This window comes from Streptomyces sp. AM6-12 (assembly GCF_044327085.1).
Lineage (GTDB): Bacteria > Actinomycetota > Actinomycetes > Streptomycetales > Streptomycetaceae > Streptomyces.
In genome coordinates this window covers 623,428-648,682 of sequence record NZ_JBIQWN010000001.1, presented here as the reverse complement: position 1 = coordinate 648,682, position 25,255 = coordinate 623,428, and the positions used below count along the sequence as shown (strand labels likewise).

General features: G+C 73.9%; 25 protein-coding genes. 10 read left to right on the top strand and 15 right to left on the bottom strand.

The window, feature by feature from the left end:
- Positions 1-28 precede the first annotated feature (28 nt).
- The 3 genes from ACE4Q9_RS02820 to ACE4Q9_RS02810 form a co-directional block, all read right to left on the bottom strand.
- On the bottom strand, positions 29-994 hold the full coding sequence (locus ACE4Q9_RS02820) for a pirin family protein (protein ID WP_397982597.1): 966 nt from the start codon (positions 992-994) through the stop codon (positions 29-31).
- Between the two features lie 145 nt (positions 995-1,139).
- Entirely contained in the window at positions 1,140-1,493 is a 354-nt protein-coding gene (locus ACE4Q9_RS02815; protein WP_397982596.1) for a hypothetical protein, read from the bottom strand.
- Positions 1,490-2,143 carry a SigE family RNA polymerase sigma factor gene (locus ACE4Q9_RS02810; RefSeq protein WP_397982595.1) on the bottom strand — a complete coding sequence of 218 codons (654 nt, stop codon included), beginning with the start codon at positions 2,141-2,143 and terminating at the stop codon, positions 1,490-1,492. The genes ACE4Q9_RS02815 and ACE4Q9_RS02810 overlap by 4 nt, the downstream gene beginning before the upstream one ends.
- An 84-nt stretch (positions 2,144-2,227) precedes the next feature.
- Here ACE4Q9_RS02810 and ACE4Q9_RS02805 point away from each other — a divergent pair, with 84 nt between their 5' ends.
- Positions 2,228-2,473 carry a hypothetical protein gene (locus tag ACE4Q9_RS02805; RefSeq protein WP_397982594.1) on the top strand — a complete coding sequence of 82 codons (246 nt, stop codon included), beginning with the start codon at positions 2,228-2,230 and terminating at the stop codon, positions 2,471-2,473.
- Between the two features lie 332 nt (positions 2,474-2,805).
- Here the strand turns inward: ACE4Q9_RS02805 and ACE4Q9_RS02800 are convergent, their stop codons facing one another.
- The 3 genes from ACE4Q9_RS02800 to ACE4Q9_RS02790 form a co-directional block, all read right to left on the bottom strand.
- On the bottom strand, positions 2,806-3,774 hold the full coding sequence (locus tag ACE4Q9_RS02800) for a pyridoxal-phosphate dependent enzyme (protein ID WP_397982593.1): 969 nt from the start codon (positions 3,772-3,774) through the stop codon (positions 2,806-2,808).
- Between the two features lie 110 nt (positions 3,775-3,884).
- Positions 3,885-5,237 (bottom strand): VWA domain-containing protein, encoded by a 1,353-nt coding sequence (locus tag ACE4Q9_RS02795; protein ID WP_397982592.1) that lies wholly within the window; start codon positions 5,235-5,237, stop codon positions 3,885-3,887.
- Positions 5,234-6,091, bottom strand: coding sequence for an AAA family ATPase (locus tag ACE4Q9_RS02790; protein WP_397982591.1), 858 nt, complete (start codon positions 6,089-6,091; stop codon positions 5,234-5,236). Before ACE4Q9_RS02790 ends, ACE4Q9_RS02795 begins: the two co-directional genes overlap by 4 nt.
- Before the next feature lie 184 nt (positions 6,092-6,275).
- Between ACE4Q9_RS02790 and ACE4Q9_RS02785 the strand changes: the two genes are divergently transcribed.
- Genes ACE4Q9_RS02785 through ACE4Q9_RS02775 form a run of 3 tightly spaced genes read left to right on the top strand, consistent with a single transcriptional unit; the run spans position 6,276 to position 8,588 of the window.
- On the top strand, positions 6,276-6,956 hold the full coding sequence (locus tag ACE4Q9_RS02785; protein WP_397982590.1) for an ABC transporter permease: 681 nt from the start codon (positions 6,276-6,278) through the stop codon (positions 6,954-6,956).
- A 28-nt stretch (positions 6,957-6,984) separates the two neighbouring features.
- Positions 6,985-7,656 (top strand): ABC transporter permease, encoded by a 672-nt coding sequence (locus tag ACE4Q9_RS02780; protein WP_397982589.1) that lies wholly within the window; start codon positions 6,985-6,987, stop codon positions 7,654-7,656.
- Positions 7,653-8,588, top strand: a complete 936-nt coding sequence (locus ACE4Q9_RS02775) for an ABC transporter substrate-binding protein (RefSeq protein WP_397982588.1) — start codon at positions 7,653-7,655, stop codon at positions 8,586-8,588. Before ACE4Q9_RS02780 ends, ACE4Q9_RS02775 begins: the two co-directional genes overlap by 4 nt.
- Positions 8,589-8,645: 57 nt before the next feature.
- On the opposite strand, the gene ACE4Q9_RS02770 is transcribed toward ACE4Q9_RS02775, so the two are convergent.
- The 4 genes from ACE4Q9_RS02770 to ACE4Q9_RS02755 form a co-directional block, all read right to left on the bottom strand.
- Complete coding sequence (locus ACE4Q9_RS02770) at positions 8,646-9,800, bottom strand: ATP-binding cassette domain-containing protein (RefSeq protein WP_397982587.1); 1,155 nt, start codon at positions 9,798-9,800, stop codon at positions 8,646-8,648.
- 63 nt (positions 9,801-9,863) lie between these two features.
- Positions 9,864-10,508, bottom strand: coding sequence for a lactate utilization protein C (locus tag ACE4Q9_RS02765; protein ID WP_397982586.1), 645 nt, complete (start codon positions 10,506-10,508; stop codon positions 9,864-9,866).
- Entirely contained in the window at positions 10,505-11,980 is a 1,476-nt protein-coding gene (locus ACE4Q9_RS02760; protein WP_397982585.1) for a LutB/LldF family L-lactate oxidation iron-sulfur protein, read from the bottom strand. The genes ACE4Q9_RS02765 and ACE4Q9_RS02760 overlap by 4 nt, the downstream gene beginning before the upstream one ends.
- Positions 11,977-12,732, bottom strand: a complete 756-nt coding sequence (locus ACE4Q9_RS02755) for a (Fe-S)-binding protein (RefSeq protein WP_397982584.1) — start codon at positions 12,730-12,732, stop codon at positions 11,977-11,979. The genes ACE4Q9_RS02760 and ACE4Q9_RS02755 overlap by 4 nt, the downstream gene beginning before the upstream one ends.
- Positions 12,733-12,976: 244 nt before the next feature.
- Between ACE4Q9_RS02755 and ACE4Q9_RS02750 the strand changes: the two genes are divergently transcribed.
- A complete protein-coding gene (locus tag ACE4Q9_RS02750; protein WP_397982583.1) occupies positions 12,977-14,278 on the top strand; it encodes an alpha/beta fold hydrolase in 1,302 nt (433 codons plus the stop codon).
- A 46-nt stretch (positions 14,279-14,324) separates the two neighbouring features.
- On the opposite strand, the gene ACE4Q9_RS02745 is transcribed toward ACE4Q9_RS02750, so the two are convergent.
- Complete coding sequence (locus tag ACE4Q9_RS02745) at positions 14,325-15,479, bottom strand: glutathione-independent formaldehyde dehydrogenase (RefSeq protein ID WP_397982582.1); 1,155 nt, start codon at positions 15,477-15,479, stop codon at positions 14,325-14,327.
- Between the two features lie 209 nt (positions 15,480-15,688).
- Here ACE4Q9_RS02745 and ACE4Q9_RS02740 point away from each other — a divergent pair, with 209 nt between their 5' ends.
- A complete protein-coding gene (locus ACE4Q9_RS02740) occupies positions 15,689-16,549 on the top strand; it encodes a pentapeptide repeat-containing protein (protein WP_397982581.1) in 861 nt (286 codons plus the stop codon).
- 28 nt (positions 16,550-16,577) lie between these two features.
- Here ACE4Q9_RS02740 and ACE4Q9_RS02735 read toward each other — a convergent pair whose 3' ends face one another.
- Entirely contained in the window at positions 16,578-18,188 is a 1,611-nt protein-coding gene (locus tag ACE4Q9_RS02735) for a cytochrome P450 (RefSeq protein WP_397982580.1), read from the bottom strand.
- A 121-nt stretch (positions 18,189-18,309) separates the two neighbouring features.
- Between ACE4Q9_RS02735 and ACE4Q9_RS02730 the strand changes: the two genes are divergently transcribed.
- Together ACE4Q9_RS02730 and ACE4Q9_RS02725 are read left to right on the top strand one after the other, a co-directional pair.
- Positions 18,310-18,915 carry a TetR/AcrR family transcriptional regulator gene (locus ACE4Q9_RS02730; protein WP_397982579.1) on the top strand — a complete coding sequence of 202 codons (606 nt, stop codon included), beginning with the start codon at positions 18,310-18,312 and terminating at the stop codon, positions 18,913-18,915.
- Between the two features lie 135 nt (positions 18,916-19,050).
- On the top strand, positions 19,051-19,776 hold the full coding sequence (locus ACE4Q9_RS02725; protein ID WP_397982578.1) for a DUF2470 domain-containing protein: 726 nt from the start codon (positions 19,051-19,053) through the stop codon (positions 19,774-19,776).
- On the opposite strand, the gene ACE4Q9_RS02720 is transcribed toward ACE4Q9_RS02725, so the two are convergent.
- From ACE4Q9_RS02720 to ACE4Q9_RS02710, 3 genes are all read right to left on the bottom strand, one after another.
- Entirely contained in the window at positions 19,744-20,925 is a 1,182-nt protein-coding gene (locus tag ACE4Q9_RS02720) for a lactonase family protein (protein ID WP_397982577.1), read from the bottom strand. The genes ACE4Q9_RS02725 and ACE4Q9_RS02720 overlap by 33 nt on opposite strands.
- A gap of 87 nt (positions 20,926-21,012) precedes the next feature.
- Entirely contained in the window at positions 21,013-22,263 is a 1,251-nt protein-coding gene (locus tag ACE4Q9_RS02715) for an aromatic acid exporter family protein (RefSeq protein WP_397982576.1), read from the bottom strand.
- A gap of 88 nt (positions 22,264-22,351) precedes the next feature.
- Complete coding sequence (locus ACE4Q9_RS02710) at positions 22,352-22,846, bottom strand: FBP domain-containing protein (protein ID WP_397982575.1); 495 nt, start codon at positions 22,844-22,846, stop codon at positions 22,352-22,354.
- An 83-nt stretch (positions 22,847-22,929) separates the two neighbouring features.
- Here ACE4Q9_RS02710 and ACE4Q9_RS02705 point away from each other — a divergent pair, with 83 nt between their 5' ends.
- Entirely contained in the window at positions 22,930-23,838 is a 909-nt protein-coding gene (locus ACE4Q9_RS02705; protein WP_397982574.1) for a DUF3626 domain-containing protein, read from the top strand.
- 117 nt (positions 23,839-23,955) lie between these two features.
- Positions 23,956-25,248 carry an ROK family protein gene (locus ACE4Q9_RS02700; protein WP_397982573.1) on the top strand — a complete coding sequence of 431 codons (1,293 nt, stop codon included), beginning with the start codon at positions 23,956-23,958 and terminating at the stop codon, positions 25,246-25,248.
- Positions 25,249-25,255 lie beyond the last annotated feature (7 nt).

Here is a 25,255-nt window from a genome sequence, read left to right as displayed (position 1 = left end):
GCCTCGTCCTGACCTGGCGTCAGGAAACTCAGCGCACCCTTCCGCGTGGCTTCAGCGGTACCGGGGGCAGCTCGGGTGCTGGCAGCGGAGCGCCGTCGTAGCCCCTGACCTCGCCGAATCGGACCCCCTTCGCCCAGTCCTCGCGGGCCTGTTCGATCTCGGATCGGGTGCGGGCGACGAAGTTCCACCACATGATGAGCTCCTCGGCGAAGGGCTCGCCGCCCAGCAGCATGAGGCCGGCGTCGGACTCGGCGCGCAGGGGGAGTTCGGAGCGGCCGCAGCCGAGGTAGAGCATCGAGCCGGGCAGCACCGGTACGCCGTCCACATGGACCTCGCCGGACATCGCGAGGACGCCGTACTCGAAGTCGGGGTCCACGGGCAGCCGGACGTCGGCGCCCCGGCCGAGCGTGAGGTCGGCGCCGACGATCGGGGTGAAGGCGGTGCCGGGGGAGACGGCACCGTCGAGGTCCCCGAGGAGCACCGTGGCGGTCAGGCCGGGCGCGGTGACCGTGGGCAGCTCGGCGTGGAACTCGAACCCCGGTTCGGTGTGCCGGTGCGCGTCGGGCAGCGCCACCCACAGCTGGGCGCCGTGCAGGAAGCGGGCGTGCGGGCGGGGGCTCTCCTCGGAATGGCTGATCGCGCGCCCCGCGGTCATCAGCCCCAGCTGCCGGGGCCGGATCGTCTGGAGGCTGCCGGTGGAGTCGCGGTGCAGCACCTCGCCCTCGTGCAGCCAGCTGACCGTCTGGAGTCCGATGTGCGGATGCGGCGGGACCTGCATGCCGGGCTCGTCGGCGATGTCGTCCGGGCCGTAGTGGTCGACGAAGGCCCACGCGCCGATCATGCGGCGGCCGAGGTTCGGCAGCAGCCTGCGCACCTCGGTCGATTCTCCCAGCCTCACCTGGCGGGGGCTCAGCAGCTCGCGCACCGGTTCGGCGACGACGAATCCACGGCCACCGCAGATGGCGGGTACGGGCGCGCGGTCAAGGTTGCTCATGCGGCCCAACTTAGCGGTGCGGGTGGCGGACCGGGGAGCGCGGACGGGTGCGATTCGCCACCGGCCCACCGGCCCACCGGCCCACCGGCCCACCGGCCCACCGGCCCACCGGCCCACCGGCCCACCGGCCCACCGGCCCACCCGCTCACCGGCTCATCGCCCGGCCCGACGCCGACGGCGGGCCGGCCACCGGGGTCGGGGACGAGGAGCTCGGCAGCGGTGAGGGCGTGTGCACGGTCGGGCGTGGGGGGCCGGCCGGTTCCGCCGGGCGGGTCCCGGTGTCGTGGAGCGCGAAGAGGACGAGGGCCGCCACCGCCGCCAGGGCCAGCAGCCCCCACACGGCCCCACGTGACAGCAGGGGCGCCTTCAGCGCGTCGGCCGGCGGCCGCAGCGGGCGCAGATCGGCCGGGCCGACGGCGTTCGCGCGGGCGGCCAGGGCGGCGCGCAGCCGTGCCTCGACTGGTTCCCGGACGGATTCCCCGGCGGTGAGGTCGTTCATTGCAGCCCCTCCAGACGCCGGCCGAGCGCGTCCAGGGCCCGGCTGGCCGTGGACTTGACGGCACCCCTCGACAGACCGAGCGTCGCCGCGATCTCGGCCTCCGTCAGATGCGACCAGTAGCGCAGCACCAGGACCTCCCGCTGACGCCGGGTCAGGGTGCGCAGCGCCGCCAGCACCTCCCGGTGGTCCTCGTGGATGAGGACGTCCTCCTCCGGCGCGGGCGCGTGCCCCTCCGGCGCGGGGGTGTGCGCCCGTACGGTCCTGCGCCGCCGCAGCACCGAGCGGGCCGCGTTGACCACACTGGTCCTCAGGTACGCCTCCGGGTCGTCCAGCGCGGAGAGCCGGCGCCCGTGCCGGCGCAGCAGCGCGGTGAACGCGTCCTGGACGACGTCCTCGGCCGTCGGGAGATCGTCCACCAGCAGCACCGCCAGGCGCACCAGAGGCAGCCGGCGGTGGTGGTACAACTCCTCGATCCCCGGCGGCTGTTCGGGCGTGGCGGTGCCCACGGCCGGGCGGCACGGCCCGGACACGGTGTCCGTGTTCCCGTGGACGCGGGCGAGGAGCCGGGTGAACCTCCGCCGGAGCGAGGGGAGCCGGAACGTGCCGGTCCGCTCCCAGGGCGGAGCCGCAGGTGGTGTGGCTGTCGTCATGGATCTCCCGAGGCCGGGTGCGGGGAACCGCCGTACGACGGCTCCCCGCACCCGCCCCTGCTTCAGTGCCGCGCCGGAACGGCCGTGCCGTGGTGCGGCATTGCGGGCTCCGGGGTCGCCGAAGCGTTCGGGACCGACGGCACGGGCTTCGGGGTCGCCGAACCGCCGGGCACCGACGGCACGGGCTTCGGGGTCGCCGAAGCGTTCGGGACCGACGGCACGGGCTTCGGGGTCGCCGAACCGCCGGGCACCGACGGCACCGGCCTCGGGGTCGCCTTACCGCCAGGGACCGACGGCACGGGCTTCGGCGTCGCCACGGCGCCGGTGTGACCCGCGCCATGGGTGTCGGGCCGCGCCGCGGCGTGGGGGCCGGACTGCGCGGCCTGCGCGGTCACGGTGCCGGTCACGGCGAGTGCCGCGCCGAGCGCGGAGACTCCCAGGACGGCGCGCAACGCACGGATGCGGCTCGGGCGGGGGACACGATGTGTGGACATGGGTTCCTTCGGGGGTTCAGGTCGGACTACTGGTCGAAGTGGAGGCCTCCACCCGGACAGACGTCCGACCCCGGTCGAGGTTGCGGGTGCAACCCGAGAAAATTTCCCGGACGACCCCAACCGACCCTGACCCCCCCCACCGACGCCCTCCGGCCCAGCCCCCGGCCCTCAGTACACCCCCGCCCCCTCCTCCGCCGCCGTCACCGCCGCCGTATGCCCGAACAGCCCCGGCAGCCCCCCGGTGTGCACGAACACCGTCTTCTCACCGGGGCGCACCTCGCCGTCGCGGACCGCCGCCCGCAACCCGGCCAGGGCCCGCCCGGTGTACGTCGGGTCCAGCACGATCCCCTCGGTGCGCGCCGCCAGCCGCAGCGCCTCGGTCACCGGCTCCGTCAGCGCCGCGTACCCCGCGCCCACCTGGTCCCGCCGTACCCGCAGCCGCCGCGCCGTGACCGTCTCCGAGGTGAGCGGCGTCGCGAACGCGGCCACCGCGGCGGCCGGGTCGGCGAGCGCGCCGACATCGACGCCGAGGACGGCGCCGGTGCCGAGGGCGGCGACCAGGCCCGCCATGGTGCCGCCCGAGCCGAGCGCGACCACCGCGGTGCGCAGCTCGGGCAGTCGGGCACGGATTTCCTCACCGCAGCGCAGGTAGCCCCGCGCGCCCAGCGGCCCTGACCCGCCGAACGGGATCAGCGCGGGGCGCTTCCCGTCCGCGCGCAGCCGGGCGCACACCTCGGCCGCGGCCGCGTCCAGGCCGGCCTGGTCCACGTCGCCCGCCCAGGCGAGCCGGGCCCCGAACAGCCCGTCGAGCGCGAGGTTCCCGGAGCGGGAGGCACCGGGGGCGCCGCGCAGCACCAGGACGGCGCCGAGACCCAGTCGGGCTGCCGCGGCGGCGGTCAGCCGGGCGTGGTTGCTCTGTGCGGCACCCGTGGTCACCAGCGTGTCCGCGCCCTCGGCGAGCGCCGCGCCCACCGTCCACTCCAGCTTGCGGATCTTGTTGCCGCCTCCACCCAGCCCGGTGAGGTCGTCCCGCTTGACCCACAGGTCCTCCGGGCCGAGCCCCAGCGCCGCGGCCAGCCGGGGCGCCGGTTCGAGCGGGGTGGGAAAGGTGCCGAGCGGCACGGGCGGGTGCGTCATGGGCGAATCCTCGGAGGAGGAGGGCGGGAGCCCTCGGTGCGGCGACGGTGGTAACAACGGTGACGGCGGTGACAGCGGTAGGGACGACAGTACGACGACCACCCCCACCCTCACACCGGCAACAGCCGCCCCACCAGCCCCGCGAGCTGCCGTGCCGTACGGCACTCGTGCATCTCCACCAGCTCCGCGTACGCCGGTGCCACCGAGTCCCCGGTGCCCCACTGGCCGGCCGGCTCGGGGTTCAGCCAGTACACGCGCCGGGCCCGCCGGGCGATCTCGCGGACCGCGGGCAGGTTCGGGTCGCTCTGGTTGGTGCGGGCGTCGCCGAGGACGAACACCGTGGTGCGGGGGCCGACCGCGGCGCCGTACCGCTCGGCGAACTCGCCCAGCGCCATGCCGTAGTCGCTGCTGCCGTGCCAGCCGGTGAGCGTGGCCTCCTCGCGGATGCGGGCGCCGAGGCCCTCGGGATCGGCACGGCCGTGGTCGAGCAGGCCGGTCACCTCGTCGAGGCGGTTGACGAAGGCGAACACCCGCACCTTGCTGAACTGGTCGTGCAGCGCCTGCACCAGCAGCATCGTGAAGTCCGAGAAGCCCGACACCGAGCCGGACACATCGCACAGCAGGACCAGTTCGGGGCGGACCGGGCGGCGCCGGCGCAGCACCGGGCGCATCGGGACACCGCCCGTGGACAGTGAGGCGCGCAGGCTCCGGCGCAGGTCGATCGTGCCGCGCGCGGCCCGGCGGCGGCGCGCGGCGAGCCGGGTGGCCAGCTTGCGTGCCAGCGGCTGAACCGCCCTGCGCAGCTCGGCCAGTTGGTCCCGGCCGGCGAACAGGAAGTCCACCCGGTCGGCCGTGGGGCGCACCCCGCGCCGCGCGATCTCGTCCCGCCCGCGCCGCTCGGCGACCCGGCGCCGCGCCTCCGCGCCGACCAGCCGCCGGAACTCCTCGATACGGCGCCGGATCTCGTCGTCCAGCAGCCGGTCGGCGAAGTGGCCGCCCTCGCCCGCACCGGCCCGTACGCCGGCCCGCACCCGCGCCAGCAAGGTCTGCGGGCGCAGCCGTTCGAGGGTCTGGTACGCCGACCAGCCGTCCGATCCCGGTGAACTCCCGTATTCGCCGAGGCCGTCGACCGCCTGCGCCGCCAACTGGGCCATCAGAGCGCGGTCGTCGGCCGCCAGCGCCTCGGCCAGCCGGTCGCGCAGGCTCTCGCGGTCGCCGGGCCCGGCGTCCGGAGCGCCCACCCCGCGCGGGAAGTAGAGGTCGAAGACCGGGTCGAACACGGCGCGCTGGGCCGCGCCGTGCAGCAGGGTCGCGGCCAGCCCCTCGCGCAGCAGCTCCCGGTCCGCCAGCCCCAGCGCCTCGGCCGCGCGGGCCGCGTCCACCGTCTCGCCGGTGCCGATCCGCACCCCGTGCGCCCGCAGCGCCCCGACCAGGCCGGTGATCCGCTCGGCGGGGTCCGTCACAGCGCGTCCAGGTCGAGCTTGGCCGCCGCCTTCTGGATGTCGTCCTGGTGCTTGAGGATCACCCCGAGACTGTCCCGTACGACCGTCTCGTCCAGGGTGTCGGCGCCCAGCGCCAGCAGGGTGCGCGCCCAGTCGACGGTCTCGGCGACGGACGGCGCCTTGCGCAGGTCCATCGCGCGCAGCGCCCCGACCACCCGTACGACCGACTCCGTCAGCGCCTCGGGCAGGCCAGGCACCTTCAGCCGTACGATCCGCCGCTCCAGCTCCTCCTCGGGGAAGCCGATGTGCAGGAACAGGCAGCGGCGGCGCAGCGCCTCGGACAGTTCCCGGCCCGCGTTGGAGGTGAGCACGACGAACGGGCGGCGGGTCGCGGTGACCGTGCCCAGCTCCGGCACCGTGATCTGGAAGTCGCTGAGCACTTCCAGGAGCAGGCCCTCCATCTCGACGTCGGCCTTGTCGGTCTCGTCGATCAGAAGCACCGTCGGTTCCTCGCCGCGGATCGCGGTCAGCAGCGGGCGCGGGAGCAGGAACTCCTCGCTGAAGATGTCGGTCCGGGTCTCGTCCCAGCTCTCGTCCCGGCCCGCGCTGATGCGCAGCAGCTGCTTGGCGTGGTTCCACTCGTACAGGGCGCGGGACTCGTCCACGCCCTCGTAGCACTGGAGCCGGACCAGGCGGGCGCCGGTCACCTGGGCTACGGCCTTGGCCAGCTCGGTCTTGCCGACCCCGGCGGGCCCCTCCACCAGCAGCGGCTTGCCGAGCCGGGCCGCGAGGAACACGGTGGTGGCGACGGCGGGGGAGGCGAGGTAGCCGGTCTCGGCGAGGCGGGCGGAGACGTCGTCGACGGACGTGAACAACGGGGTCCTCCGGCGGGATCGGGAGCAGTGTCCGGAATTCTGCCCAAGCCCTTCTATCTAAGCGCTTGTTCAGCACCGCTGTCACGCGTGGATCCCGGCCCGCCCCCGGCCCCGCCCGACGCCTTCTCGCCCGTACGGCTCCCCACCGCGCGCGCACCGCCCCGTCCACCGGTCCAATGGACCCGTGACCGCGGCCCCGGACGACTGCCTCGCCCGCAACGAGTGGATCTGCGGCGCCTATCTGAGCAGCCGCCGGGGCATCCTGCTCGACGCGGTCGTCCAGCACCTCCAGCTGACCGCCCTGTCCATCCTGATCGGCCTGGTCATCGCGGTGCCGCTCGCCGTGCTGGCCCGCCGCTGGGGCTGGGCGGCCGGACCGGTGCTCGCCCTCACGACGATCCTCTACACCATCCCGTCACTCGCGATGTTCTCCCTGCTCCTGCCCCTCTACGGCCTCTCCGCCACCCTCGTCGTCGCCGGTCTGGTGCTGTACTCGCTCACCCTGCTGGTCCGCAATCTCCTCGCGGGCCTGCGCGCGGTACCGGAGGAGACCCGGCAGGCGGCGCGCGGCCTCGGCTACGGCCCCGTCCGGCTGCTGCTCACCGTCGAACTGCCCCTCGCCCTGCCCGCCGCCATGGCCGGGCTGCGCATCGCCACCGTCTCCGCGGTCTCCCTGGTCACCGTCGGCGCGATCGTCGGCTACGGGGGCCTGGGGAATCTCATCTACGCGGGCATGAACACCTACTTCAAGGCCCAGGTGCTCACCGCGTCCGTCCTCTGCGTGCTGATCGCCATCGCCGCGGACCTGCTGCTGCTGGGCGTGCAGCGGCTGATCACGCCGTGGACGAGGGCGGCGCGCCCATGAGCGCGGACCGGCCGGGAGCGAGCCGCCCATGAGCACCCTCACCGCCACCTGGCACTGGCTCGCCGACCCCGCGCACTGGTCCGGCGACAACGGCGTGTGGCACCGGCTGCTCCAGCACCTCGCCCTCACCGCCGTCTGCCTCGCGCTGAGCTGTCTGATCGCCCTGCCCGTCGCCCTGGTCCTCGGCCACCTCGGCCGGGGCGGCGCGCTCGCCGTGAACATCTCCAACGTCGGCCGGGCCGTGCCCACCTTCGCCGTGCTGGTCCTGCTGCTGCTCACCCCGGTCGGCAACTGGGGCGAGGGCCCCACCGTCGTCGCCCTGGTGCTGTTCGCGGTGCCACCACTGCTCACCAACGCCTACGTCGGAATGCGCGAGGTCGACCGCGGAGTCGTACAGGCGGCCCGGGGCATGGGCATGACCGGCCGACAGCTGATGTTTCACGTGGAACTGCCCCTTTCGCTCCCCCTGCTGCTCAACGGGGTGCGGATCGCGGCCGTACAACTCGTCGCCACCGCCACCATCGCGGCACTCGCGGGCGGTGGCGGGCTCGGCCGGATCATCACCGCGGGGTTCAACCTCGCCAGCACGCCCCAGGTGGTCGCGGGCGCCCTGCTGGTCGCCGTGTTCGCGCTCCTCGTGGAGGGCTGCTTCGAGATCGCCGAACGGCTGGGACCCGCGCGGGCGAGGAGCGGCCGATGAGACGCGCCCTCTGCCTGCTCCTGCTCCTCGTCCTCACCGGCTGCGCCAGCGGCCCCTCCTTGGAGAACCGCGGCCGGGTCACCGCGCCGCCCGGCGACAGCCACCACCTCACCATCGGCTCGGCCGGCTTCACCGAGAGCGATCTGCTCGCCCAGATGTACGCGCAATTGCTGGACTCGGCCGGATACCGGACCTCGATCCTCACCGTCTCCAACCGGGAGCTGTACGAACCGGCCCTGGAGTCCGGCCAGATCGACGTGGTGCCCGAGTTCGCGGCCACCTTCGCGGACTGGCTGAACGCCAAGGTCCACGGCGCCGACGCGCCACCGGTCGGCTCACCCGACCTCGCCGCCACGATGACCGCGCTGCGCGCGCTCGCCGCCCCCCGCGGACTCACCGTGCTGCCACCGGGCCGCGCCGTCGACCAGAACGCCTTCGCGGTGAGCGCCGACTACGCCCGCGCGCACCATCTCAGAACGCTCAGCGACCTCGGCGCGTCGGGCCTGCGGGTACGGCTCGCGGCGGGCGACGAATGCGTGCAACGGCCGTACTGCGCGCCGGGCCTGCGGAAGGTGTACGGCATCGACGTCACCGGCGTCGACCCCAAGGGCGTCGGCACCACCCCGGCCAAGCGGGCGGTGCAGCAGGGCCGGGACCAGATGGTGCTGACGACCACCACGGACGCCACCCTCGACCAGTTCGGGCTGGTCCTGCTCACCGACGACCGGCACCTCCAGAACGCCGACTACGTGGTCCCGGTCGTCAACCGCGCCCGCGCGGGCGGCGCCAAGGTCACCAAGGCCCTCGGCCGCCTCAACGACGTGCTCACCACGCGGGACCTGGCCGACCTGAACGAACAGGTCGACAGCTGGCGCAGGCTCCCCGCCGACGTGGCCCGCTCCTACCTCAGGGACAAGGGCCTGCTCACGTAGGGGGCGCGGCCGCTCAAGCAGGACGGGAAGACAGGACGCGGAGACAGGACACCGGTTTCACGCGTCCGAGACGGAGTCGAAGGGCACCTGCCCGCGCGCCACGCCCCGCGCGTCCGCGTCCACCGAGCGGCGCAGCGCCTCGTGCAGCTTGGCCGGGGTCAGCACCCCGAGGAAGCGCGCCCCGTCGAGCACCGCGACCCACCCGGCGTCGTACTGGAGCATCATCCCGAACGCCTGCTTCAGCGGTGCCCCGACCGGCACCCACGCGGTCATCCGATGGGCGTGCTGTCCGACCGTGCCGCCCGCCGCGAGGTCCTCGACCCCGACCCAGCCGTGCAGATCGCCCCGCGCGTCCAGGACCACCGCCCAGCGCGCGCCCTGATCCCGCAGCCGCTCCCGCGCCCGTCCGGCATGCTCGTCCGTGCGGGCCACGGGCGGCTGCTGGAGGTCGTCCGGCTCGATCGCGGTCACCGAGAGCCGCTTCAGCCCCCGGTCCGCGCCCACGAACGAGGCGACGTACGGCGTCGCGGGAGCCCCCAGCACCGCCCCCGGCGTGTCGAACTGTTCGATACGGCCCTGACCGTACACGGCGATCCGGTCGCCGAGCCGGACAGCCTCCTCGATGTCATGGGTGACCAGCAGCACCGTCTTGCGCACTGCCGCCTGCATCCGCAGGAACTCGTCCTGCAACTGCTCGCGCACCACCGGATCGACCGCGCCGAACGGTTCGTCCATCAGCAGCACCGGCGGGTCCGCCGCCAGCGCCCGCGCCACGCCGACCCGCTGGCGCTGCCCGCCGGACAGCTGCTCGGGATAGCGCGGCCCGTACGTCTTCGGGTCCAGGCCCACCAGGTCCAGCAGCTCGGCGGCCCTGGCCCGCGCCTTCGCCCGCTTCCAGCCGAGCAGCGCGGGCACGGTCGCGGTGTTGTCCAGCACGGTGCGGTGCGGGAACAGACCCACCTGCTGGATGACGTACCCGATGCGGCGGCGCAGCCGCACCGGGTCGACCCCGGAGATGTCCTCGCCGGCGACGCTGATCCGCCCGGAGGTCGGCTCGATCAGCCGGTTCACCATCATCATGGTCGTCGTCTTGCCGCAGCCAGAGGGGCCGACCAGCGTCACCAGCTCGCCCTCGGCGACCTCGAAGGAGAGGTCGTCCACGGCCGTCGTACCGTCCGGGTAGCGCTTGGTGACGTGCTCGAACCGGATCATGTCCTCCACGCTAGCGGCGCCGCCGGTGCCCCGCGCGGCGATCGGCGGCCGCCGTCTGTGTGTTCAGCCGTCCAGCAGGATCACTTCCAGCGTCCGGGGCCCGTGCACGCCCTCCACCCGGTCCAGCTCGATGTCGCTGGTGGCCGAGGGGCCGGAGATCCAGGTCAACGGGCGGGTGGGGGCGAGGCGTTCGAGGGCCTGGGGCACGGAGGCGACCACCTGCTCGGGGACCTTCACCACGCAGATGTGGTGGTCCGGGACGAGCGAGATCCGGCGGCGGCCCTGGTCGGGGGAGCCGTCGAGGACGAGGGTGCCGGTCTCGGCGATCGCCACGGCACAGCCCGTCATCACGCTGCCGGCCATGTCGAGCCGCTGCGGGGTGTCCCCGGACCGGTCCGCGACCCGCTGCGCGTCCGTGGCGGCCAGCCACTCCTGCGGCAGCCCCGCGGGCACCAGCACCTCCCGCGAGCCGCGCGCGGCGAGCAGCCTGGCGACCAGGACCGGCAGCTCCTGCGCGCCGGTGCGGTGCACGACCGCCCGGTAGTCCGTGAGGTTCTCGGCCAGCAGATCGACCGTCTCCTCGACCGTCCGCCGCCCGTGCTCGCGCAGATAGGGCCGGGGCACGGCCTCCTCGTACGGCCCCTCGTCCGCGGGGACGTCGGCGAGGGCGCGCCGCACCCGGCCCAGGATCCGCTCCCTGCTGTTCACTTGCCGTCCTTTCCGCCGCGCGTGCGCTGCCACCAGTCCCGGAACGGCTCCGCGGGCAGCTTCGGCAGATCACGGGTGCCGGACCAGGCCCGGCCGGGGCCCGGCAGGGTACGGGGGTGCAGCCGGCGGGAGCGGGCGGCGAGCCGCTGGCCGGTGCGCAGGGCGCGCGGGTGCCCGAACGCCCAGGCCGCCGCCCGCATCGCGGCCCGCTCGGCCGCGTGCCCCCTGGCCGGACGCAGCACCACCTTGTTGCCGTCCCGCACCGCGGGGCCGCCCTCGACGACCCGTTCGCGCAGGTGCACCAGCACCGCGGGGATGTCGATGGCGACCGGGCACACCTCGTAGCAGGCGCCGCACAGGCTCGACGCGTACGGCAGGGAGGCGTCGATCTCGCTCGCGGTGCCCCGGAGCTGGGGGGTGAGGATGGCGCCGATGGGGCCGGGGTAGACGGAGCCGTAGGCGTGTCCGCCGGCCCGCTCGTAGACGGGGCAGACATTCAGGCAGGCGGAGCAGCGGATGCAGCGCAGGGCCTGGCGGCCGACCTGGTCGGCGAGGGCGTCGGTGCGGCCGTTGTCGAGCAGCACCAGGTGGAAGGCGCGCGGGCCGTCCTCGTCGGTGGTGCCGGTCCACATCGACGTGTACGGGTTCATCCGCTCGGCGGTGGAGGAGCGGGGCAGGGTCTGGAGGAAGACCTCCAGATCGCGCCAGGTGGGCACGATCTTCTCGATGCCGACGACCGAGATCAGCGTCTCCGGCAGGGTCAGGCACATCCGCCCGTTGCCCTCGGACTCCACCACGACCAGCGTGCCGGTCTCGGCGACCATGAAGTTGGCGCCGGAGATGCCGACCTTGGCCCGCAGGAACTTCTCCCGCAGATGCAGCCGGGCCGCCTCGGCGAGGTCGGCGGGCGCCTCGGTCAGGTCCTCGGGCGCGGGGCGGCCCCAGGCGGCCATCTCCTGCGTGAAGATCTTCCGGATCTCGGCGCGGTTGCGGTGGATGGCCGGGACGAGGATGTGCGAGGGGCGGTCCTTGCCCAGCTGCACGATCAGCTCGGCGAGATCGGTCTCGTAGGCGCGGATGCCCTCGGCCTCCAGCGCCTCGTTGAGCCCGATCTCCTGCGTGGCCATCGACTTGACCTTGACCGCCTCCGACTCGCCGGTCTCCTTGACCAGCGCGGCCACGATCCGGTTGGCCTCCCCGGCGTCGGCGGCCCAGTGCACGGTGCCGCCGGCCGCGGTCACCGACGCCTCCAACTGCTCCAGATACCGGTCGAGATGGCGCAGCGTGTGGTCCTTGATCCGGCGGCCCGCCTCGCGCAGCTCGGCCCAGTCGGACAACTCCGCGACCGCGCCCGCCCGTTTGGCGCGGATGGTGTGGGTGGCGTGCCGCAGATTCCCGCGCAGGGTCGGGTTGTCCACGGCGGCGCGCGCCGCCTCGGGAAAGGCCGGCATGCCGACGAACGTACCGCTCATAGTGCCGGGTCCTCCTTGGTGCTCGCCAGGATCTCCGCGAGGTGGACGGGCCGGATGCCCGTGCGGAGCCGGGTCAGGGTGCCGCCGATGTGCATCAGACAGGAGTTGTCGGCCGCGCACAGCACCTCGGCGCCGGTCGACTCGGCGTTGCGCACCTTGTCCGTGCCCATCGCCGCCGAGACGGCGGCGTTCTTCACCGCGAAGGTCCCGCCGAACCCGCAGCACTCGTCCGCGCCCGGCAGCTCCACCAGGTCCAGCCCCCCGACGGCCTCCAGTAGCCGGCGCGGCCGGTCCCCGAGGCCCAGGCTCCGCAGGCCGTGGCAGGTCGGGTGATAGGTGACCGTGTGCGGATACCAGGCGCCCACGTCCGTCACGCCCAGCACGTCCACGAGGAACTCCGTCAGCTCGTACGTCTTCGGCACCACCGGCGCGAGGGTCCGCGCGAGCGAGTCCCCGCGCCCCTCGGCCCTGGCCCGGTCCGCCATCCGGGGATACAGCTCCCGCACCATCGCCCCGCATGATCCGGAGGGTGTCACGACCGCCTCGTAGGGGCCGAACACCTCCGCGAACCGGCGTGCCAGCGGCTCCGCCTCGTGCCGGTACCCGGTGTTGTAGTGCGCCTGCCCGCAGCACGTCTGCCCCATCGGGAAGTCGACCTCGACCCCGAGCCTCGTGAGCAGCTTCACCACGGCCTTCCCGGTCTCCGGATAGAGCGTGTCATTGACACACGTCAGGAACAGGGCGACACGCATCGCGGCTCCTCGGGATCGATCACGGGGGCGTGACGCAGCCTAATCGCGACAGCGGCAGGCGTGGAGACCGGCACTTCGGGGTGTGGCGCGCGCCCCGGCCCGTACGGGAGCCCCGACCGCGTCCTTCCCCGGCACGCGGCGGGCGCCCGCCCTCGCACCTCACGGCCGCCCGTCACCCCGTCGCCCGTCTCCCCGCCGATGTGCTGAACTTGGTCCGTCCGCCCCACGTTTCCCGGGAGACCCGTTGAGCAGCAGCTACCGCCAGCCCGGTGTCGTTCTGACCGATCGCCGGTTCACCGTGCCCCTCGACCACGCCGATCCCGGTGGCGAGAGCATCGAGCTGTACGCGCGGGAGGTGGTCGCCGGGAACAAGGCGGGCAAGGAGCTGCCCTGGCTGCTGTACCTCCAGGGCGGTCCGGGCTTCGGGGCGCATCGTTTCGTCGGACGGCAGGCTTGGCTCGACCGGGCGCTCGACGAGTACCGGGTGCTGCTGCTCGACCAGCGCGGCACGGGCCGTTCCACCCCCGCCACCCGGCAGACGCTTCCGCTGCGCGGCGGCCCGGCCGAACAGGCCGACTACCTCGCCCACTTCCGCGCCGACTCCATCGTGCGCGACTGCGAGGCCATCCGCCCCGAGGTCACCGGCGGCGCCCCCTGGACCGTGCTCGGCCAGAGCTTCGGCGGCTTCTGCACGGTGTCGTACCTCTCCCTCGCCCCGGAGGGCCTGGACACCGCCCTGATCACCGGCGGACTGCCCGACCTCGACGCGCACGCCGACGACGTCTACCGCGCCGCCTACCCCCGCGTCGAACGCAAGGTCACCGCGCACTACGCCCGGTACCCGCAGGACATCGAGCGGGCCCGGCGCATCGCCGAGCACCTGCTCACCCACGACGTGGTGCTGCCGAACGGCTACCGCCTCACCGTCGAGGCATTCCAGTCCCTCGGCCTGATGCTCGGCAGCGGCGACGGCAGCCACCGCCTGCACCTCCTCCTGGAGGACGCCTTCGTCCGCACCCCGGCCGGAACCGAACTGGCGGACGCCTTTCAGGAGCAGGTGCAGAACCTGCTGTCGTTCGCGGGCCACCCCCTCTACGCCCTCGTCCACGAGTCGATCTACGGCCAGGACGCCCGCCCCACCGCCTGGGCCGCCGAACGCGTCCGCGCCGAGTTCCCCCGGTTCGACGCCGCGAAGACGCTCGCGGGCGACGAGCCGCTGCTGTTCACCGGCGAGACCATCCACCCCTGGATGTTCGACACCGACCCCGCGCTGCGCCCGCTGCGCGAGACCGCCGAACTCCTCGCCGCCCGCACCGACTGGACCCCGCTGTACGACCGCGACCGCCTCGCCGCGAACGAGGTCCCGGTGGCCGCGGCCGTCTACCACGACGACATGTACGTCGACACCGCGCACGCGCTGCGCACGGCCGCCGCCATCCGCGGGCTGCGCACCTGGGTCACCGACGAGTACGAGCACGACGGGCTGCGCAGCGGCGCGCCCAGGGTGCTGGACCGGCTCCTCGCGCTGGTCCGGGACGAGGTGTGACACAGCGGGTCCGGGCACCCGGCGAGGGCGCCCGGACCCCACGGCCTCACGCGGCGAGCGCGTGGCCCGGATGCAGGACGACCTTCGTATAGCCCTCGATCCGCTTGTCGAACTTCTCGTACGCCTGCGGTGCCTGGTCCAGCGGCAGTTCATGGGAGACCACGAAGCTGGGCTTGGCCCGCCCGGCGGTGATCAGATCGCGCAGCTGGCGGTTGTACCGCTTGACGTTGCACTGGCCGGTGCCCATCTTCTGGCCCTTCTCGAACATCTTGCCGATCGAGACCAGCAGCTGGCCGTGCTTGGCGTGCTCGTCGGGGCCGCCCGGATCGGACGGTACGTACAGTCCCGGCACACCGAGCCTGCCGGTCGCCCGCACCGTCTCCACCAGCGCGTTGAGGACGATGGCGGGTTCCTCGTGGCTGGTGTCGTCGTGCGCCTGGGCCTGGTAGCCGACGGCGTCCACGCCCTTGTCCGTGCCCTCCCCGTTCGTCCGCGCCCTGATCTGCTCGGCCGGGTCGCCCTTGGTGAAGTCGATGGGGATGGCCCCGATCTCCTCGGCCTTGGCCAGCCGCTCGGGCACCCGGTCCACCACGAACACCTTGGACGCGCCGCGCAGCAGCGCCGAGTAGGCGGCCATCAGACCCACCGGACCGGCGCCGTAGACGGCCACGCTCTCACCGGGGGACACCTGGGCCAGCTCACAGCCGTGGTAGCCGGTCGGGAAGATGTCGGCGAGCAGTACGAAGTCGGTCTCGAACTGTTCGCCCGGTGGCAGTTTGAGGCAGTTGAAGTCGGCGAACGGCACCCGCAGATGCTCGGCCTGACCGCCCTCGTACGGGCCCATGGCCACGTATCCGTAGGCGCCGCCGGCGAAGCCGGGGTTCACCGTCAGACAGAAGCCGGTCTCGCCGGCGAGGCAGTTCTTGCAGAATCCGCAGGCCACGTTGAACGGCATCACGACGCGGTCGCCCACGGACAGCGAGCTGACGCCGCTGCCGACCTCCTCGATCACCCCGAGGTTCTCGTGGCCGAAGACGATGCCCGGCTCGGCCGCCGTGCGGCCCTCGTACATATGCAGGTCGGAGCCGCAGATCGCGGTCGACGTGACGCGGACGAGCACATCGTTGGGGTGCTCGATCCGCGGATCATCGACGTCTCGCACCGCCACGCTGAACGGCTTTTCGTAGACGACGGCTTTCACTTGGTCACCTCCGCGTGAAACGCTGGATGACGGCGGCGAAACCGGGGCCGGGGGGAGCGGGCGTCGCCCTTGGGCCCCCGGTATGTGCCGGAGCCCCCGTGCGCGCGCTTCACCGCCGGTACTTCCAGGTAACCCCCGTGCGGCGGGGGCCGCAACCTCCGGTCCGGCGGGCCGGGATTGCGGCTGGTCGGCGCCGGTAGGCTGTGTGCATGCCAGATCAGACAGCCGGACTGCCCCAGCTGCGCGGGGACTGCGGGAACTGCTTCGGGCTGTGCTGTGTCGCGCTGCCCTTCGCCGCGTCCGCCGACTTCGCCCTCGACAAGCCCGCGGGCACGCCGTGCCCCAACCTCGCCGCCGACCACCGCTGCGGCATCCACGCCCGGCTGCGGGACAAGGGCTTCACCGGCTGCACGGTCTACGACTGCTTCGGCGCGGGCCAGAAGGTCTCGCGCCACACCTTCGACGGCCAGGACTGGCGTACGGCGCCGAAGGACCGGGCCCGCCGGATGTTCGAGGCGTTCCCGGTCGTACGACAGCTGCACGAGCTGCTCTGGTACCTGACCGAGGCGCTGACCCTGCCCGCCGCCCGGCCCGTCCACCCCGAGCTGCGCGGGGCGCTGGAGGAGACCGAGCGCCTCACCCTGCTGCCCGCCGGGCAACTGGCCGCGCTGGACGTCGCCGCGCACCGCGCGGAGATCAACGTCCTCCTGCTGCGCACCAGCGAGCTGGTCCGGGCCGCGGCGGCAGGGGGCAAGGGCGCAAGGGGCGGAAAGGGCGGCAAGGGCGGAAAGGGCAAGGACCGCAGGGGCGCGGACTTGATGGGCGCCCGGCTCCGGGGCGCCGACCTGCGCGGGGCCACCCTCCGCGGCGCGTACCTCATCGCCGCCGACCTCACCGGCGCGGATCTGCGGGACGCCGACATGATCGGCGCCGACCTGCGCGACGCCGATCTCTCCGACGCCGACCTGACCGGCGCCTTCTTCCTCACCCAGCCGCAGGTGAACGCGGCTCGGGGGAGCGGGGGGACGCGGCTGCCGGGGACGCTGAGCCGGCCCGCGCACTGGGAGTGAGGAGCGCGCGGAGCGCGGGCGGACCGCATCAGCTCCGCTCCCGGTCCTCCTCACCTCCCCGGCCCTCACCCGCATGCGCCGGGCAGCCACCTCCGGGAGCCCCGCCCTCCTCCCGCGCCGGGCAACCGTCGCCGCCAGGAACCCCGTTCCCCTCCGGCGTCCGCCCCGTCGTTGCCCGACGTGTCAGCCGCAGCCGGAAGTCCTCCGGCATCAGGGTCAGCCGCTCGGTCACCGTCAGCCGGTACGCCGGGTCGGCGTGCAGGTCGTAGCGGCGGAGCAGGAGGGCCAGGACGAGGGTGGCCTCGTGCAGGGCGAACTGGCGGCCGATGCAGGCGCGCAGCCCGGTGCCGAAGGGCTTGAAGGTGTGCGGGGCGCGGGTGCGGACCGCCTGGGGGGTGAAGCGGTCGGGGTCGAAGTCCTCAGCGTTCTCGCCCCACACCGAGGGGTCGCGGTGCAGCATGGGCGTGAGGACCAGGGCCCACGCGCCCCGGCGCATCGGATGGTCCCCGGCGAGCACCGTGTCCCGGCGGGCCTCGCGGGCGAACGCGGGCGCGGTCGGCCACAGCCGCAGCGACTCGTCGAGCACCCGGCGCACATACCGCAGCTTGGCCACCTGCTCGTAGGCGGGTTGCCCGGCGCCGCCCCAGACCCGGTCCACCTCGGCGCGCGCCCTCGCGGCGATCTCCGGGTGCCGGGCGAGGTAGTACAGGGCGAAGGAGAGCGCGCCCGAGGTGGTCTCGTGCCCGGCGACCAGGAAGGTGATGACCTGCCGGCGGACGTTCTGCGCGGACAGCTTCGCACCGGTCGACGGGTGCTCCGTGGCCAGCATCCGGTCCAGCAGGTCGCCCTCACCGCCGCCCGAGGCGCGCCGCTCCTGGACCAGGGCGTCGACCGTACGGTTCAGGTACGCGATGTCGGCCGCGTTGCGCCGGGCGGCGGCGCGCAGCAGGAGCGGGGCGAGCGGGCCGGGCACGGAGTTGAGCCGCTGGGCGTAGGTCAGCGTGCCGATCATCGCGGAGACGAAGGGGTGCGGCCGGTCCCGCTCGAAAGAGCCGAAGTCGTGGCCGAACCCCGTGCGCGCGATCGTCTCCAGGGTCAGCTTGGTCATGTCACCGGGCACGTCCACCGCGCGTCCCGCGGCCAGCTCCCGGTCCCAGCGGTCGGTCAGCCGCCCGGCGACCGCGAGCATCATCGAGTGGTAGCCCGCCATCGCGTCCCGGCTGAATCCGGGCGCAAGCACGTCGTGCGCCAGCTGCCAGTTGGGCTCGTGGTTGTACGCGGTGAACAGCCCGTCCCCGGCGACCGACCGGAGGTTGGCCACGCCCAGCCCGACATGCTTGGCGAACCGGGACTCGTCGGCGAGATCGGCGGCCGGACCCGCCCCCCACACGACGACGATCTCCTTGGTGAAGATCCGGCGCCGGAAGACGGGCCCCAGTTCGCGCGCGAACCGCATCGAGTCCTGGACGGGTTTGCGCCGGTCGACGCCCAGCACATCGCCGAGCAGCGGCAGCCGGCGCGGCGGATGCGGGACGCGGTGCAGTTCGGGCCATCCCAGCTCGGCGCTGCGGAAGCCCTTCGGCAGCGGCGCGTCCCCGGTCCCGTCCGTGTCCCGTGCCCGCTCCGTCGTCTGCGCCATGATGCCGATCTCCCTTGACCCGGCGGGCCGTCGACCGCGCGGCGCGCGCCTGTTATACGCGGATTCAACAACGGCCTCAGTCTGGTCCGCTTGTTGAACCGGCGTCAAGTAAGGTGACGCCATGCCCGCGAACCAGGGGGAACGCGTCCGGCGCCGCCTCAGCACCGGCGAACGCCGTGAGCAGCTGCTGACGGTCGGCGCGCGGCTGTTCTCGGAGAGCCCGTACGACGAGGTGTGGATCGAGCAGGTCGCCGATCTCGCCGGCGTCTCGCGCGGACTGCTCTACCACTACTTCCCGACCAAGCGGGACTTCTTCGCGGCAGTCGTGGAGCGTGAGAGCGAGCGCATGCTGCGCATGACGGCGGCCGAGCCGGGCGTGCCGGCGCGCGAGCAGCTGACCGCGGGACTCGACATCTACCTCGGCTATGTGCAGGCCCACGCCCACGGCTTCCGCGCCTTCCACCGCGCCGACGCCGCCGGCGACCAGGCCGTGCGCCGGGTCTACCGACGGGCCCTGGCCGCGCAGGAGAGGCAGATACTCGCCGCCCTCGCGGCCGACCCCGAGTTCGGGCCCGCCTTCGAGCGCGCCCCGCACCTGCGCCTGGCCGTGCGCGGCTGGCTCGCCTTCACCACCGCCGTCTGCCTGGAGTGGCTGCGCGACGGCGAGCCGGGCCGGGAACAGGTGCGCGACCTGTGCGCACGGGCGCTGCTCGGCGCCATCGCCTGAGGCCACGAAACTTCCCTGGGTGGCCTGCGGTCACGTCCCGCCGTCTCTCCGCCACCCGATACCTTCCGTACCTGGTTGGCGCGCACCCCGATCTCGGATAAGTTAGGCAAGGCTTACCTAAGGAGGTCTCGGGACATGGGTGACACGCAGACATGGACGGCCGCCCCCGGCGCGGCGGAACGGGCGCGCTCGGTGCTCGCCGCCGCGTGGTCGTGCGCGGTGACCGCGGGCGGCGCCCGCGAGGAGTACGTCGGCGCGCACACCGTGACCGACGGGGGCGCGGTCCTGCTGACGGTGCCCGAGGACAGCGTGCTCCATGGGGCCGCCCTCTGCGCCCCGCGCCAGGACACCCGCGCGGTGCTGGAGTTCGCCGACGTGGCCCCCGTGGCCGTGCGCGACCGTATCCGCGCCCGCCTCTGGCTGGCCGGCCGGCTCACCCCCGCCGACGGCGCCCTGCGCCTCCACCCCGACCGGGTGGTGCTGCGGCGCTCCTGTGGCGCCGTAGTCGTCGACCCGGACGAGTTCGGCGCCGCCCGCCCCGACCCGCTGGCCACCGCCGAGGCCGGGCTGCTCACCCATCTCGCCGAGGCCCACCCGGACGCCGTGGAGCGGCTCACCCGCCTGGTGCGCCCGGAGAGCCTGCACGCCGCGGTCCGGGTGCTGCCCCTCGCCGTCGACCGGCACGGACTGACCCTGCGCATCGAGCGCACCCGCGCCCACGGCGACGTGCGTCTGCCGTTCCACACGCCCGCCGACGACCTCGGTCAGCTCACCGAGCGGGTGCACGCGCTGCTGGCGCAGGCGAGCGCCGCCGGGTGCCCCCGGACGCTACAGCGGCAGCGCGCAGACGACGACGGGTGAGGCGAACGGCCCGCCCGCCGGGCGCAGTTCACCGCGGTCGGCGTCGACATGGAAGACGGTGACCGTGCCGGAGCGCTGGTTCGCCGCGAACAGCAGCCGCCCGTCCGGCGAGAAGGCGATCTGCCGCGGGAAGTCCCCGCCCACCGGCACCGTGCCGAGCAGCCGCAGCCGGGCGCCCTCGGCCTCGATCGCGTACCGGGCCAGGCTGTTGTGGCCGCGGTTGGCGAGGAAGGCGTACCGGCCGTCCGCCGTGACCAGCAGCTGCGCCGGGTAGTTGGTGACGTCCCCGGTGGCGCCCGTGGACTGCGGCTCGCCGATCGTCAGCCGGCCGGTGGCGGGTTCGTACCCGCAGACGGCGACCGTGTCGTCCACCTCGTTGGCCAGATAGGCGTGCCGCCCGCCCGGATGGAAGGTCAGATGGCGCGGTCCCGCACCCGGCCGGGTGTGAGCCCGGCCCGCCTCGGTGAGCGTGCCCTTCGCGGGGTCGAGCCGGTAGGTGTAGACGGTGTCGGTGCCGAGGTCCACCGCGAGCAGATGGCGGCCGTCCGGGCCGGTGCGGAACTGGTGCGCGTGCGGCCCGTCCTGGCCGGGCCCCGGCGCCGGTGAGGTGTGCGTGACCAGGTCGGTGCGCTCGCCCAGGGCGCCCGAGGCGTCGATCGGGTGCACGGCCACACTTCCCGAGCCGTAGTTGGCGCTGAGCAGCCACCGCCCGGACGGGTGCACCGACAGATGGCAGGGCCCCGCGCCCCCGGTGCTCCGCGTGCCGAGGACGCTCCGGTCGGCGAGCCGTACGGCCGTCACCCCGCCGTCCTCGCGCTCGTCGACGGCGTACAGCGTCCGGCCGTCCGGGTGGACGGCGAGGTACGACGGGTCGGGGACCCCGGTGAGTGTCCCGGAGCCGGTGATCCGGCCCGACTCCGGGTCGTACGAGGCCAGTCCGATGCCGGTGCCGCCGCCGGGCACGGAGGTGTAGGTGCCCAGGTACAGCGGGCGGGGCCCGTCGGGGCGGTCGGCGGGCCGGTGGCCCGGCGCGGGGTGCGGGGGCGGGGCGGCCGGTGCCGGCCCGGCCACCGCGGCGGCCGCGCCCGCGCCCATCCCGAGGAACCTGCGCCGGTTCCAGCGGCCGCCCGCCCCTGTCCGCGTGTTCATGCGCCCACCTCGGGTCGTCCCGTCGTCCACGGCCACCCTCGCCCGAGCCGGGCCCGCGGGGCAAGCCCGGCACCGGACCGGCGCCGCTCACCGCGTGCGGTCACCGAACCCCGTACGACGCCACAGCTCCTCCTGCACCCCGAGCCGCTCGCGCAGCCGTGTCATGCGGGGCAGCTTGGCGCGCTGCTCGCGCGAGACCCGGTCCAGCTCCTCCAGCAGCCGGTGGGTGCGGTGCTCGGTGTCCAGCTCGTCGATGATCCGGGTGGTCTCGGTCAGTACGGCGCCCAGCAGCTGCCAGTTCGCCCAGTCCGCGCGGATCTCCTCCCGCAACTGCTCGGCCAGCCGGTCGCGGGTGCCGGCCGCGGTGTGCAGCTCGGCCGTCAGCCGGGACTCCGCCGACTCGGCGTCCGCGCTCAGATGGGCGGTCACCAGCACCGCGAAGCTGACCACCGCGTCGCCGATCTGCGACAGCAGCTCCTCCACGGTCGCCCCGACTCCGGGCGGGAACAGGTAGTCGGACTCGCGGGCCTTCGCCAGATCGGTGAAGGAACGGGCCAGCACCCGCAGCACCACCGTGCAGATCTCCAGCGTGTCCAGGCCGGTGCGCAGCACCACCCGGTGCAGCAGCCCCTCCTTGACCCGCGGGTTGAGCCGCAGACTGTCCTCGGCCTGCCGCAGCGAGGCGTCCACCTCGGCGATGTACTGATCCAGCCGGCGCGCCTCGTGCAGCCGCTCGGCCGCCCGCTCCCAGGGGATGCGGTCCGCGGCCTCCTCGCCCATCCGCAGCATCAACTGCCGCACCCGGCGCGCCAGGTCCTCGATCGACTGCCCCGCCTTGTCCACCCAGACGGGCGGCGGCAGCAGCAGATTGCAGGCGGTGCCGACGACCGCCCCGATCAGCGTCTCCACGATCCGCGCCCACGCGGTGAACCCGACGGTGGTCACCCCGAGCACCAGCATCGCGCTGATCGCCACCTCGGCGACGTACTCGTCCACCCGCACCAGATGGCCGACGGCCAGCGAGGCCACGATCAGCAGCGCGAGGCTCCACCAGGTCAGGCCCACCAGCACGCTGAAGGCGATGGCCACCAGGACGCCGGCCACCACCGCGTTCACCCGGCGGATGCCGTTGGTGAGGGTGGCGAAGAACGTCACCTGGACCACCAGCAGCGCGGTCAGGGGAGCGGTCAGCGGGGCCGGCTCGGGACTGAGCCGGAGCGCGATGACATAGGCGACCGTCGCCGCCGCGGCCGACCGCAGCGTCTGGACGACCACCGGTTCCCGGCGGCGCTTCACCAGCCGCAGCAGTCCCTCGAACCCCTTGCGTACCTCGTGCATCCCTTGGCCTGTTCCCCTTCCCCGGCCGCGTCGAACGTGGCTGTTCGAGCGGGGTGAGAGGTTGGGCCATCCGGCGGGGACCGGGGACTCAGCCGTACAGCTTGTCGAGGAACGCGGACAGGTTCGAGGTCGTCCGGGCGATCTGCTCCTGGAGGGTCAGGCTCTCCTCGAACCGCATGCCGCTGTCGGGGAGCTTCTTGCCGCGCAGGTACAGCGAGCAGGCCAGGTCCGTGCACATGTACAGGCCGACCGAGTTGCCCTCGCGGCCCGCCGTGCCCGCCTTGCGCGCGGTCATCAGGGAGACCCCGCCGCCGCGATGGGTGGTCAGGCACAGGGAGCACATGCTGCGGTGCAGGAAGCCGCGCTGGGAGGAGGGGAAGCGCAGGGCGACGCCGACGAGCCGGTCCGCCCGCTCGGTGACCAGATAGCTGCGGTCGGGCGCGCCCGGATCGCGCCAGCCGAGGAAGTCCAGGTCCTCCCACGGCCGTTCCGCCAGGTCCCGGGGCACGGCGAGCCGCTTGGCCTCACCCTTCGAGCAGTTCACGAAAGAGCCGCGGATGTCCTGCTCGGTAAGCGGTTTCATGGAAAATCCTTCGTCGTGCGTGTACCGGACCGGGGAAGATGAGGCCCCTGACCAGCCTAGGTACCTCCAGGAAGGGCGGGCCAATGGATTTCCCGGACGGGTTCCCGACGCGTGCCCTGCGCGCCCTGCGGCATGTGGCCGCCCACGCCTGCGGCCCCCCGCTCGCCCCCGGCCCGCGCATCACCCTCAACTTCCACCCCGACCGGCTCTCGGGCGGGCTGCCGCTGCTCGACTCGCTCGCCCGCGACGGCGCCTACCACTCCCAGTTCGTCACCGGCACCAGCAACGGCGGGCTCACCGCGCACCGGGGCGGCGACCGGTGGCGCTGGGAGAGCCGGATCTTCGGCGGTGCCTACGACGACGCCGGGCCCGCGGAGCGGCCGGTGTACGGCGCGCTCGACTTCCGCCGCCAAGTGGTGGGCGCCGCCCCGCGGTTCGGCTCCTCGCACCTGCGGCTCACCGCGGCGGCCACCGCCCGTGCCACCTTCTGCTACCCGGACAGCGCCGCCGAACCCACCGACTTCGGGGTGGCCGGCGCGATGAACCTGATCGCCCTCGCCGAGGCGGACGAGCGGGACGCGCTGGACGACTACATCGAGAGCCACGTCCACGGGGGAGTGCTGCTCGACCGGGACGTGGAGGCCCTGGTCCTGGACGCGAGCTACCGCGGCACCCCCGTGGAGGCGGCGGCCCGCGGCCTGCCCTTCCCCCTGGAATGGCACCCCGGTTACGTCCTCACCGTCGACCACCTCCGCCGCCACGCCGACTACCGGGGCCCCCGGTACACCGCCCTCGGCGCCCGCCTCGCCTCCGGCGGCGTCCTGACCCCCCGCCACCTCGGCGACGCCGCGCGCACCGGCCGCCACGATCTCCAGCACCTGAAGATGATCTGGCACACCCTGGCCCGCTTCGGCGCCCCGGCGGGCGCGGGCACGGCAGCCGTCGAGCACGTGTGCGCGGCGGACCGGGCCTCCGATTGCGCCCCGGCGTGACGGGCACACCAGCCTCCTGCTTAACTCACAGCATGAACTAAGGGTTGGTGGAAAGTCGCGTTCCGGTCGCCCGAAGGAGTATGTTGCAGGTCGGGCATGGTTCGTGAAGGGAGCCGCATGGCGGGGCGGAACGGGCGCACGGTACGTGACCTTCGGCGGGGCAACCGTACCGCCGTGTTGCAGCGGCTGTACTTCGACGGCCCGTTGAGCCGCTTCGAGCTGGGCCCGGCCACCGGTCTCAGCTCCGGCTCGGTCAGCAATGTCGTCGCCGACCTGGTCGCCGACGGACTGGTCGAGGAGGCCGGCAGCGTCGACTCCGACGGTGGCCGCCCCCGCACCCTGCTGCGCGTCGCCCCGGACAGCGGACAGATGATCGGCGTCGACGTCGGCGAAACCCGCGTCCGCGTCGAGCTGTTCGACCTGGCCCTGACCGAACTGGCCCGTACCGAACGCCCGCTGACCCCCCAGCGCTACGACGCCGACGTCATCGCCGGCCACATCCGTGAGGGCGTCGCCGAGGTGCTGGACGCGCGAGGCGCCGTACCCGAACGGCTGCTCGGCATCGGCGTCGGCGTCCCCGGCATCGTCGAGCACACCGCCGACCGGGGTGCCGTCGTGCACGGGCAGACCATCGGCTGGGACGCGGTCCCGCTGGAGCGGCTGCTCCGGTCCGCGTCCGAACTGCCGGAGACGGTGCGGTACTTCATCGACAACGGGGCCAAGACGCTGGGCCAGGCCGAGATGTGGTTCGGCGCGGGCCGGGGCGCCCGCAACGCCGTCGTCGTGCTGTTCGGATCCGGTGTCGGTGCCTGTCTGGTGACCCCCGAGGTGGAGCGCGGGCGGGCCGTCGAGTGGGGTCATCTGACGGTACGGGTGCGCGGACGCCGCTGCCGCTGCGGCGCTCCGGGCTGCCTGGAGGCGTACGCGGGAGCCGAGTCGCTGCTCGCCCGCTGGCGTGAGGCGGGCGGGCGGCCGCCGGCCGGGGCCGACGAGGAGACCGCGCTCACCGCCATGCTCGCGGCCGCCTATCCGGTGGCGGGCGGCACGGCGGACCCGGTGGCGCTGGCCGTCCTGGAGGAGACCGCCGAGTACCTGGGGGCGGGCCTGTCCGACCTGATCAACCTCTTCCAGCCCGAGCGGATCATCGTCGGCGGCTGGGCCGGGCTCCAGCTCGGCACCCGGTTCCTGCCCGCCGTGCGCCGGCACGCGTCGACGTACGCCCTGCGCCACCCCGCCGACAAGGTCACCATCGAACTCGGCCTGCTCGGACCGGACGCCGTGACCGTCGGCGCCGCGATCCTTCCGCTGGCCGACTTCTTCACCAGCGGCGGCCACCGCCCCGCCCCGGCCCCCGAGAGCCCGCTCCCCGCCTGGCGGACGGCCCTGCGGGAGCGGACGCCGGGCGCCTGACGGGTCG

Coding starts and splice junctions, on each gene's coding strand:
- ACE4Q9_RS02725 (WP_397982578.1), top strand. CDS start 19,051: ATGGGTGACACGCAGACATGGACGGCCGCCCCCGGCGCGGCGGAACGG.
- ACE4Q9_RS02710 (WP_397982575.1), bottom strand. CDS start 22,846: ATGAAACCGCTTACCGAGCAGGACATCCGCGGCTCTTTCGTGAACTGC.
- ACE4Q9_RS02800 (WP_397982593.1), bottom strand. CDS start 3,774: ATGACGCACCCGCCCGTGCCGCTCGGCACCTTTCCCACCCCGCTCGAA.
- ACE4Q9_RS02740 (WP_397982581.1), top strand. CDS start 15,689: ATGCCAGATCAGACAGCCGGACTGCCCCAGCTGCGCGGGGACTGCGGG.
- ACE4Q9_RS02815 (WP_397982596.1), bottom strand. CDS start 1,493: ATGAACGACCTCACCGCCGGGGAATCCGTCCGGGAACCAGTCGAGGCA.
- ACE4Q9_RS02730 (WP_397982579.1), top strand. CDS start 18,310: ATGCCCGCGAACCAGGGGGAACGCGTCCGGCGCCGCCTCAGCACCGGC.
- ACE4Q9_RS02760 (WP_397982585.1), bottom strand. CDS start 11,980: ATGAGCGGTACGTTCGTCGGCATGCCGGCCTTTCCCGAGGCGGCGCGC.
- ACE4Q9_RS02720 (WP_397982577.1), bottom strand. CDS start 20,925: ATGAACACGCGGACAGGGGCGGGCGGCCGCTGGAACCGGCGCAGGTTC.
- ACE4Q9_RS02820 (WP_397982597.1), bottom strand. CDS start 994: ATGAGCAACCTTGACCGCGCGCCCGTACCCGCCATCTGCGGTGGCCGT.
- ACE4Q9_RS02780 (WP_397982589.1), top strand. CDS start 6,985: ATGAGCACCCTCACCGCCACCTGGCACTGGCTCGCCGACCCCGCGCAC.
- ACE4Q9_RS02755 (WP_397982584.1), bottom strand. CDS start 12,732: ATGCGTGTCGCCCTGTTCCTGACGTGTGTCAATGACACGCTCTATCCG.
- ACE4Q9_RS02705 (WP_397982574.1), top strand. CDS start 22,930: ATGGATTTCCCGGACGGGTTCCCGACGCGTGCCCTGCGCGCCCTGCGG.
- ACE4Q9_RS02735 (WP_397982580.1), bottom strand. CDS start 18,188: ATGGCGCAGACGACGGAGCGGGCACGGGACACGGACGGGACCGGGGAC.
- ACE4Q9_RS02715 (WP_397982576.1), bottom strand. CDS start 22,263: ATGCACGAGGTACGCAAGGGGTTCGAGGGACTGCTGCGGCTGGTGAAG.
- ACE4Q9_RS02810 (WP_397982595.1), bottom strand. CDS start 2,143: ATGACGACAGCCACACCACCTGCGGCTCCGCCCTGGGAGCGGACCGGC.
- ACE4Q9_RS02775 (WP_397982588.1), top strand. CDS start 7,653: ATGAGACGCGCCCTCTGCCTGCTCCTGCTCCTCGTCCTCACCGGCTGC.
- ACE4Q9_RS02770 (WP_397982587.1), bottom strand. CDS start 9,800: ATGATCCGGTTCGAGCACGTCACCAAGCGCTACCCGGACGGTACGACG.
- ACE4Q9_RS02700 (WP_397982573.1), top strand. CDS start 23,956: ATGGCGGGGCGGAACGGGCGCACGGTACGTGACCTTCGGCGGGGCAAC.